The organism is Streptomyces synnematoformans (genome assembly GCF_039531005.1).
Classification (GTDB): Bacteria; Actinomycetota; Actinomycetes; order Streptomycetales; family Streptomycetaceae; genus Streptomyces; species Streptomyces synnematoformans.
The window spans coordinates 1-8,137 of record NZ_BAAAPF010000311.1 but is presented as its reverse complement, the minus strand read 5'-3'; the positions used below and the strand labels follow the sequence as shown (position 1 = coordinate 8,137).

The window sequence follows — 8,137 nt, the reverse complement described above, 5'->3', positions numbered from 1 at the left end:
CGACGGTCGTGGCCGCCGTCCTCGCGGCGCCGGTGCTGGCCCTGTGGGCCGCGAACCGCAGCGCGCCGGCCGCCGGCGACGCGCAGTCCGGCTGGCCGCCGCCGAGCGCGGACGCGGACGCGCCGGAGTCGCTGGACGGCCGGCCGGTGGAGAAGGCCGGCAGCGCGCACGACGGCCCGTCGCCGGGGCCGCCCCACCCCCGCGGGCACCGGCCGGACGTGTCCGTCGAGGTCGTGGACCACGGCGGGCGGGAGCGGGTCCGGCCGGGGCTGGGCCCGGGGCGGCTGACGGTGGCGGCGTGGCCGGACGGCGAGGTCACGTACCTCCGGCTGCGCGTGTCCGGCGGTACGGCGGTCGACTGGCGGCTGGGGACGGACGCGCCGTGGCTGCGCTTCAGCGCCACGTACGGGACGCTGCGGCCCGGCGAGGAGACGACGGTCGCGGTGTCGGCGGACGTGGCGGACGAGCCGCGGAGCGGCTGGCAGGCGCGGGTGTACGTGTCGCCGGGCGGCACGGCCGTGCTGATCAGCGGCTCGGGCAGCGGTCGTACGGGGGCGGGGCCGGAGCGGCCGGGTCCGGATCCGTCGCCGTCCGACCCCGATCCGAGCCCCTCGGACTCGGACCCGTCGCCCTCGGACCCCGACCCGAGCCACACGGACCCCGATCCGTCGCCTTCCGACCCCGATCCGAGCCCGTCCGACCCGGACCCGTCGCCGTCCGACCCCGGCCCGTCGCCCTCGGACCCGGACCCCACGCCCACCACGTCCACCCCGGCCCCGGGCACGCCGGGCTCGTCACCACCCCCGGCGTAGGCCGACCCCGGCCCGGGGGGCCGGCCGGAGCCGGGGTGGCTCGGCATCCGGCCCGGTCCGGATCCGTCGCCGTCCCACCCGGAACCGAACCCGAGCCCGTCCCGTTCGACCCCGCCCGCGGGCACGGGCCCGCCGCCCCCGCGCGTGCATCCACCCGCCAGGGGCCGGTCGGCGCAGCCTCCGTCCGCCGCGGCGGGGCGGGGCGCCGCCACCCCGGCACAGCCCGCCCCGCCGGAGGCACGCCCCCTCAGTCCGCCGGGTGCGGCGCCGGCAGTGCCCCGTGCTCCGCCCCCCGCAGCCGCTCCTCGCACAGCTCAGCCAGCCGGTCGTACGCCTTCTGCCCCATCAGCTCGACCAGCTCCGGCCGGTACGACACGTACACCGGCCGGCCCCCGCCGTGCGCCGACGGCGCCGACGTGCACCACCAGTGCAGGTCGTGCCCGCCCGGCCCCCAGCCCCTGCGGTCGTACTCGCCGATCGAGACCACCAGCACCTGCGTGTCGTCCGGCCGCGTCACCCACTCGTACGAGCGCCGCACCGGCAGCTGCCAGCACACGTCCGGCTTGGTCTCCAGCGGCTCGCGGCCCTCCCGCAGCGCCAGCAGGTGCAGCGCACAGCCGGTGCCGCCGGGGAAGCCGGGCCGGTTGTGGAAGACGCAGGCGCCGTCGACCCGGCGCGTCTTGCGTTCACCGTCCTCGTCGGTCTCGATCCAGCCGCCCCGGCTGCGGCCCTCGTCGTGGTACTGCCACAGCTCGGGCGTGAGCCGGCGGACGTGCCGGGCGACCCGTTTCTCGTCGTCCTTGTCGGAGAAGTGCGCGCCGAGCGTGCAGCAGCCGTCGTCGGGCCCGGCCGCGTCGATTCCGCGGCAGCCGCTGCCGAAGATGCACGACCAGCGTGACGTCAGCCACGTCAGGTCGCAGCGGAAGACCTGCTCGTCGTCGGCGGGGTCGGGGAAGTCCACCCACGCGCGGGCGAAGTCCAGCCCGACCTCCTCCGCCCGGGCGGGCGCCGCGGGCGCGGAGGCCGCGGGCGGGGCGGCTTCGGGCGGGGCGGCTTCGGGGACGGCGGGCTCGGGGGCGGCATTCTCGCGTACGGCGCCCGAACCGGCTTGCGCTTTGCCCTGTTTCTTCCTCTTGCTCACGGGACCCAGCGTACGGCCGCGCGCCGAGGCGCTAGCGTTGCCCGTTATGCGACTCGGCGTTCTCGATGTGGGATCGAACACGGTGCACCTGCTCGTGGTGGACGCGCACCCCGGTGCCCGTCCGCTGCCCGCGTACTCGCACAAGGCGGACCTGCGTCTCGCCGAACTCCTCGACGAGGAGGGCGCGATCGGCGACGACGGGGTCGAGCGGCTGATCGGCACCGTGCACGAGGCGCTGCAGGTGTCCGAGGACAAGGGCGCGGAGGACGTGCTGCCGTTCGCCACCTCCGCGGTCCGCGAGGCGGCGAACGCCGAGTCCGTGCTCGCGCGGGTCGCGGACGAGACGGGCGTCAAGCTCACCGTGCTGACCGGCGAGGAGGAGGCCCGGCTGACGTTCCTGGCCGCGCGCCGCTGGTTCGGCTGGTCGGCGGGGAAGCTGCTGGTCCTGGACATCGGCGGCGGTTCGCTGGAGATCGCGTACGGGATCGACGAGGACCCCGACAAGGCGGTCTCGCTGCCGCTGGGCGCGGGCCGGCTGACGACCTCCTGGCTGCCGGGCGACCCGCCCGACGCCGACGACGTGCGGGCGCTGCGGCGCTACGTGCGCGCGCAGATCGCCCGGGTCGTCAGCGAGTTCAGCCGGCTCGGGGAACCGGACCGGGTGGTGGCGACGTCCAAGACGTACCGGCAGCTGGCGCGGATCGCGGGCGCGGCCCGCTCCGCGGAGGGGCTGTACACGCAGCGGTCGCTGACGGCGAAGTCGCTGGAGGAGTGGGTGCCGCGGCTGGCGGCGATGCCGGTGGCGGAGCGCGTGGAACTGCCGGGGGTGTCGGAGGGCCGGGCGCGGCAGTTGCTCGCGGGGGCGCTGGTGGCGGAGGGGGCGATGGACCTGTTCGGGGTGGACACGGTGGAGATCTGTCCGTGGGCGCTGCGCGAGGGGATCATCCTGAAGCGGCTGGACCAGATGCCGTGACGCCGCGGGCCACGCGCAAGGCCGCGTACCCTGTCTCCGTGGCAGGAGCATCCCGTTCCCGGACCGACGAACACGACGAAACCGGCGAAGCCGGTCAAACGGACGTGGGCGACGCGACCGAAACGCGAACCGGCACCGGCACCGGCGTGACCGCCGGGGCCGGCGGTGCCGGTGCCGCCGAGCCCCGCGGCGGCGCCCCCGGGGTCCGGGTGCCGGACGCCCGGGTCACCCTGTCCACGGCCTCCGTGTACCCGGAGTCGACCGCGACCGCCTTCGAGACCGCCGCCCGCCTCGGCTACGACGGCGTGGAGGTCATGGTCTGGACCGACCCCGTCAGCCAGGACATCGAGGCGCTGCGCCGGCTCTCCGACCACCACGGCGTACCGGTGCTCGCCATCCACGCGCCCTGCCTGCTGATCACGCAGCGGGTGTGGTCGCGCGACCCGTGGGAGAAGCTGCGCCGCGCGCGGTCGGCCGCCGAGCGGCTGGGCGCCGAGACCGTCGTGGTGCACCCGCCGTTCCGCTGGCAGCGCGGCTACGCGCGCGAGTTCGTCCGCGGCATCTGGCGCATGGCCGACGAGACCGCCGTGCAGTTCGCAGTCGAGAACATGTACCCCTGGCGCTACCGCGAGAAGGAGATGCTCGCGTACGCGCCCGGCTGGGACGTCACCGACGAGGACTACCGCCACCACACCCTCGACCTCTCGCACACCGCCACCGCCCGCAACGACGCGCTGGAGATGGCCGACCGCATGGGCGACCGGCTGTGCCACGTGCACCTGGCCGACGGCTCCGGCTCCGGCAAGGACGAGCACCTGGTGCCCGGCCGCGGCAACCAGCCCTGCGCCGGGATGGTGGAGCGGCTGGCGGCGCGCGGGTTCGGCGGGCAGGTCGTCGTGGAGATCAACACCCGGCGGGCGATGTCGGCGGCGGAGCGCGAGTCGGACCTCGCGGAGTCGCTGGCGTTCACCCGGCTCCACCTCGCCGCGCCGGTGCCGCGGGGCGCGTCGTCATGAGGATCGGATGAGGACCGGATGAGGGCCGGGCAAGCCGCGGGCGACCCTCCCAAACGGCGCCGGGGCCGGCCGCGGCGCGGCGCCGTCGAGGACGGGCCGGGCACCCGGGACCGGATCCTGACGACGGCGCGCAGGGAGTTCGCCGAGCGCGGCTACGACCAGACCTCCATCCGCGGCATCGCCAAGTCCGCGGGGGTCGACCCGGCGCTGGTCCACCACTACTTCGGCACCAAGGAGCAGGTCTTCGAGGCCGCGCTCGAAGTCGCCTTCGCGCCCGCCATGGCCATACCGGAACTCGTCGTCGCCGGGCCGGCGGAAGGCGCCGGCGAGCGCATGACCCGCTTCTTCTTCGGCGTCTGGGAGAACCGGCTGTCGCGGGAGCCTTTACTGGCCGTCATCCGCTCCGCCGTCAGCAACGACACGGCCGCCGCCATCTTCCGCCGCATCGTCACGCGCAACCTGCTGCACCGGGTCACGCCGTCGCTGTCGCAGCCGGACGCCGAGATGCGCGTCGAGCTGGCGGTGGCGCAGCTGGTGGGGACGGCGATGCTGCGCTACATCGTCAGGCTGGAGCCGATGGCCTCGGCGGAGCCGGAGGACCTGATCCGGCGGCTGGCGCCGATCGTGGAGCACCACCTGACGGCCACCCCGCCGCCCCCGTTCCCGTCGCCCGCGCCGCCTGCTTCGCCGCAGGAGCCCGCGCCGCCGCAGCAGCCCGCGCCGCCGCAGCAGCCGGGCGGCTAGCGCCGCCGCGCGGGGGCCCCGGGAGCCCGGGCGCTCAGGAGTCCCAGCGCTCCCCCGTCAGCCGCTCGTACACCTCCACGTACTTCGCGCGCGTACGCGCCACCACCTCCGCCGGCAGCTCCGGCGGCGGGGCCGCGCCGTGCCGGTCCCAGCCGGACTCGGCGGAGGTGAGCCAGTCGCGTACGTACTGCTTGTCGAAGGACGGCTGCGGGCGGCCCGGCAGCCAGTCGTCGAGGGCCCAGAAGCGGGAGGAGTCCGGCGTCAGCACCTCGTCGGCGAGGACCAGCTCGCCCTCGCCGACCGCGTCGCCGGTGTAGCCGAACTCGAACTTCGTGTCCGCCAGGATCAGCCCCCGCTCCCGCGCGACGTCCCGCCCGCGCCCGTACACCGCCAGCGTCACCCGCCGCAGGTCCGCCGCGACCTCCGGGCCGACGCGGCGGACCACCTCCTCGTACGTGACGTTCTCGTCGTGCTCCCCCACCTCCGCCTTCGTCGCCGGCGTGAAGACGGGCGCGGGCAGCGCCGAGGCGTCGGTGAGCCCCGGGGGCAGCTCGACGCCGCACACCGCGCCGGACTCCGCGTACTCCGCGAGCCCCGAGCCCGTCAGATAGCCGCGGGCCACGCACTCCACCGGCGTCATCCGCAGCGGCCGGCACACCAGGACGCGCCCCGCCCAGTCGGCGGGGGCGCCCTCGGGCGGCTCGGTGGAGAGCACGTGGTGCGGCACGAGGTCGGCGACGCGCTCGAACCACCACAGCGACAGCCGGGTCAGGATGCGGCCCTTGTCGGGGATCTCGGTGGGGAGCACCCAGTCGTACGCGGAGATCCGGTCGCCGGCGACCATCACGAGCCGGCCGGCGTCGTCCTCGTACAGGTCGCGGACCTTGCCGGTGTGCAGGTGCACGAGGCCGGGCACGTGTGCGGGCTGGGGCTTCTCCACGAAACCGGGCACGGATCCCTCCGGGGGGCTTGGCCGATGCGACTGCGACAGTCGAATTGTCTCGCATCGCCACCGCGGCCCCCCGACCAGGCGGTCCGTCCGCCCGTCAGCCCGTCCGTCCGCTCAGCCGCGGGCGGCGGCGGGAGCGGCGGCGGGGGCCGGCTGCGCGAGCACCGGGTAGTCCGTGTAGCCGCTGTGGTCGCCGCCGTAGTACGTGGCCTCGTCGGCCTCGTTGTACGGGCCGCCGGCCCGGGCCCGGGCGACCAGGTCGGGGTTGGCCAGCCAGCGCGCGCCGAGGGCGACGACGTCCGCCGTGCCCGCCGCGACCAGCTGCTCCGCGTCCGCCACCGGGTCGCCGCCGCCGTGGTGCGCGGAGTTCAGCACCAGCGGGCCGGCCCAGTCGCGGCGTACCTGCTCGGTCACGGGGCGCAGCCCCGGGTGGGCCTCCAGGATGTGCAGGTAGGCCAGCGGATACGGGGCGAGCGCCGACAGCAGCGCCGCGTACAGCTCGGCCGTGTCGGTCTCGGCGACGCCGTTGGCGTCGTTGCCGGGCGAGATGCGCAGCGCGGTGCGGTCCGCGCCGATCGCCTCGCTGACCGCCCGGACGGCCTCGACGGCGAAGCGCGCGCGGTTCTCCGCCGGGCCGCCGTAGGCGTCGGTGCGGAGGTTGGAGTTGCCGGAGAGGAACTGGTGGATGAGGTAGCCGTTGGCACCGTGCAGCTCGACGCCGTCGAAGCCCGCCTCGACGGCGTTGCGGGCGCCGGCCGCGAAGTCCCGGACGATCTCGCCGATGTCGCCGGCGGCCAGCTCGCGCGGCACCGGATGCGGCAGCATCCCCTGGTCCACGGTGAACAGCGACTCGCCGGAGGCCACGGCCGACGGCGCCTCGGGCAGCCCGCCGTCCGGGTAGAGGTACGGGTGGCCGACGCGGCCGGTGTGCAGCAGCTGCAGGAAGATCCGGCCCCCCGCGGCGTGCACCCGGTCGGTCACCTGCCGCCAGGCCTCGACCTGCGCGGCGGTGTGGATGCCGGGGGTCTGGATGTAGCCCTGGCCGCGTACGCTGGGCTGGGTGCCCTCGGTGACGATCAGCGCGGCGCCGGCCCGCTGCTCGTAGTACTCGGCCGTCAGCGCGGACACCAGACCGCTGTCCGCGGTGGCCCGGGAGCGGGTCATCGGCGCCATCGCCAGCCGGTGCGGGAGGTCGAGGCGGCCGATGCGGACGGGTTCGAAGAGTGCGTTCGTCATGCGTCGAACGTACGAACCGGGGAATGCCCGCCGGATCCGTAGCGCTTCGGTACTCGTATACGTGAACCGTGCCGCCGACCCTCCCACGTAGGTGTGGACCGGATGAACCGGATGAACCGGATGGATCTGTACGGGCGTGAGCAGGAGCTGGCCCGGCTCGACGCGCTGACCGCCGCCGCCGCGGACGGCCGTGGCCAGAGCCTCGTGCTCCGCGGCGAGGCCGGCATCGGCAAGTCGTCGCTGCTCGGGCACGCCGAGGACGAGGCGCGGCGGCGCGACTTCACCGTGCTGCGCGCGGTCGGCTGGGAGGCCGAGCGGGGGCTCGCGTTCGCGGCGCTGCACCAGCTGCTGCGGCCCGTGCTCGACCGCGCCGGCCGGCTGCCGCGGCCGCAGGCCGACGCACTGGACGCGGCGGTCGGCACCGGCACCGCCGCCGGGCACAACCGGTTCCTCGTCGGGCTCGCGGTGCTGTCGCTGCTCGCCGAGGCGGCCGAGGACGCGCCGGTGCTGTGCCTGGTGGACGACGCGCAGTGGATCGACGAACCGTCCGCCGACGCGCTGCTGTTCGCCGCCCGCCGGCTGGGCGTCGAGCGCGTCGTGCTGCTCTTCGCCGCCCGCGGCACCCAGCCCGACGAGGACCCCGGCTTCCCCGCCGCCGGACTGCCGCAGCTGACGCTGCCCCGGCTCGGCCGCGACGCCGCGCTGGCCCTGCTCGCCGGCCTGGACGTGCCCGCGGCGGTACGGGACCGGGTGCTGCGCGAATCCCTCGGCAACCCGCTCGCGCTGCGCGAGTTCGGCGCCTCCGGACCGGCCGCCGCCGACCGCCCGCAGGCCGCCGGGCAGCCGCTGCCCGCCGCCGACCGGGTGCTCGCCGCGTACCGCGGCCGGGTGCTGGAGCTGCCGGACCGCACCCGGCTGATGCTGCTGATCGCCGCCGCCGACTCCCGCAGCACCCTGCGGTACATGATGGCCGCCGCCGAGCGGCTGGGCGTCGGGCTCGCCGACCTGGCGGCGGCGGAGCAGCAGGGGCTGGTGGCCGTCGTCGGGGAGTACGTCGAGTTCCGCCACCCCCTGATCCGTACCGCCGCCTACACCGCCGCCCCGCTCGCCCGCCGCGTCGCCGTGCACGAGGCGCTGGCCGGCACCTCCGGCGACCCCGACTGCCGCGCCCGGCACCTGGCGTCGGCCGCGATGGGGCCCGACGAGGAGGTCGCCGCCGGGCTGGAGGGGTACGCCGTCCGTGCGCTGGCCCGCGGCGGCCCCGCC

At 76.2% G+C, this 8,137-nt stretch carries 7 protein-coding genes and 1 pseudogene; 5 read left to right on the top strand and 3 right to left on the bottom strand.

Features of this window, described 5'->3' with window-relative positions; all coding sequences use genetic code 11:
- Nucleotides 1-812: pseudogene (locus ABD317_RS30200) on the top strand (sigma-70 family RNA polymerase sigma factor); the annotation flags it as partial.
- Nucleotides 813-1,059: 247 nt separating this feature from the next.
- Here the strand turns inward: ABD317_RS30200 and ABD317_RS30195 are convergent.
- The gene (locus ABD317_RS30195; protein ID WP_425582472.1) at nucleotides 1,060-1,962 is read right to left on the bottom strand and encodes a DUF3109 family protein; all 903 of its coding nucleotides are present in this window, start codon (nucleotides 1,960-1,962) and stop codon (nucleotides 1,060-1,062) included.
- Nucleotides 1,963-1,999: 37 nt separating this feature from the next.
- Between ABD317_RS30195 and ABD317_RS30190 the strand changes: the two genes are divergently transcribed.
- From ABD317_RS30190 to ABD317_RS30180, 3 genes are all read left to right on the top strand, one after another.
- Entirely contained in the window at nucleotides 2,000-2,926 is a 927-nt protein-coding gene (locus tag ABD317_RS30190) for a Ppx/GppA family phosphatase (RefSeq protein WP_344293953.1), read from the top strand.
- Nucleotides 2,927-3,072: 146 nt separating this feature from the next.
- A complete protein-coding gene (locus ABD317_RS30185; protein WP_425582471.1) occupies nucleotides 3,073-3,942 on the top strand; it encodes a sugar phosphate isomerase/epimerase family protein in 870 nt (289 codons plus the stop codon).
- An 18-nt stretch (nucleotides 3,943-3,960) separates the two neighbouring features.
- Nucleotides 3,961-4,686: a TetR/AcrR family transcriptional regulator gene (locus tag ABD317_RS30180; RefSeq protein WP_344293951.1), complete on the top strand. Its 726-nt coding sequence runs from the start codon at nucleotides 3,961-3,963 to the stop codon at nucleotides 4,684-4,686.
- Nucleotides 4,687-4,720: 34 nt separating this feature from the next.
- Here ABD317_RS30180 and ABD317_RS30175 read toward each other — a convergent pair whose 3' ends face one another.
- Entirely contained in the window at nucleotides 4,721-5,638 is a 918-nt protein-coding gene (locus ABD317_RS30175) for a phosphoribosylaminoimidazolesuccinocarboxamide synthase (protein ID WP_344293949.1), read from the bottom strand.
- A gap of 111 nt (nucleotides 5,639-5,749) precedes the next feature.
- Nucleotides 5,750-6,871 carry an alkene reductase gene (locus ABD317_RS30170; protein ID WP_344293947.1) on the bottom strand — a complete coding sequence of 374 codons (1,122 nt, stop codon included), beginning with the start codon at nucleotides 6,869-6,871 and terminating at the stop codon, nucleotides 5,750-5,752.
- A gap of 102 nt (nucleotides 6,872-6,973) precedes the next feature.
- Between ABD317_RS30170 and ABD317_RS30165 the strand changes: the two genes are divergently transcribed.
- Nucleotides 6,974-8,137 (top strand): AAA family ATPase (locus ABD317_RS30165; protein ID WP_344293945.1); only part of this gene is annotated, 1,164 nt, incomplete at its 3' end.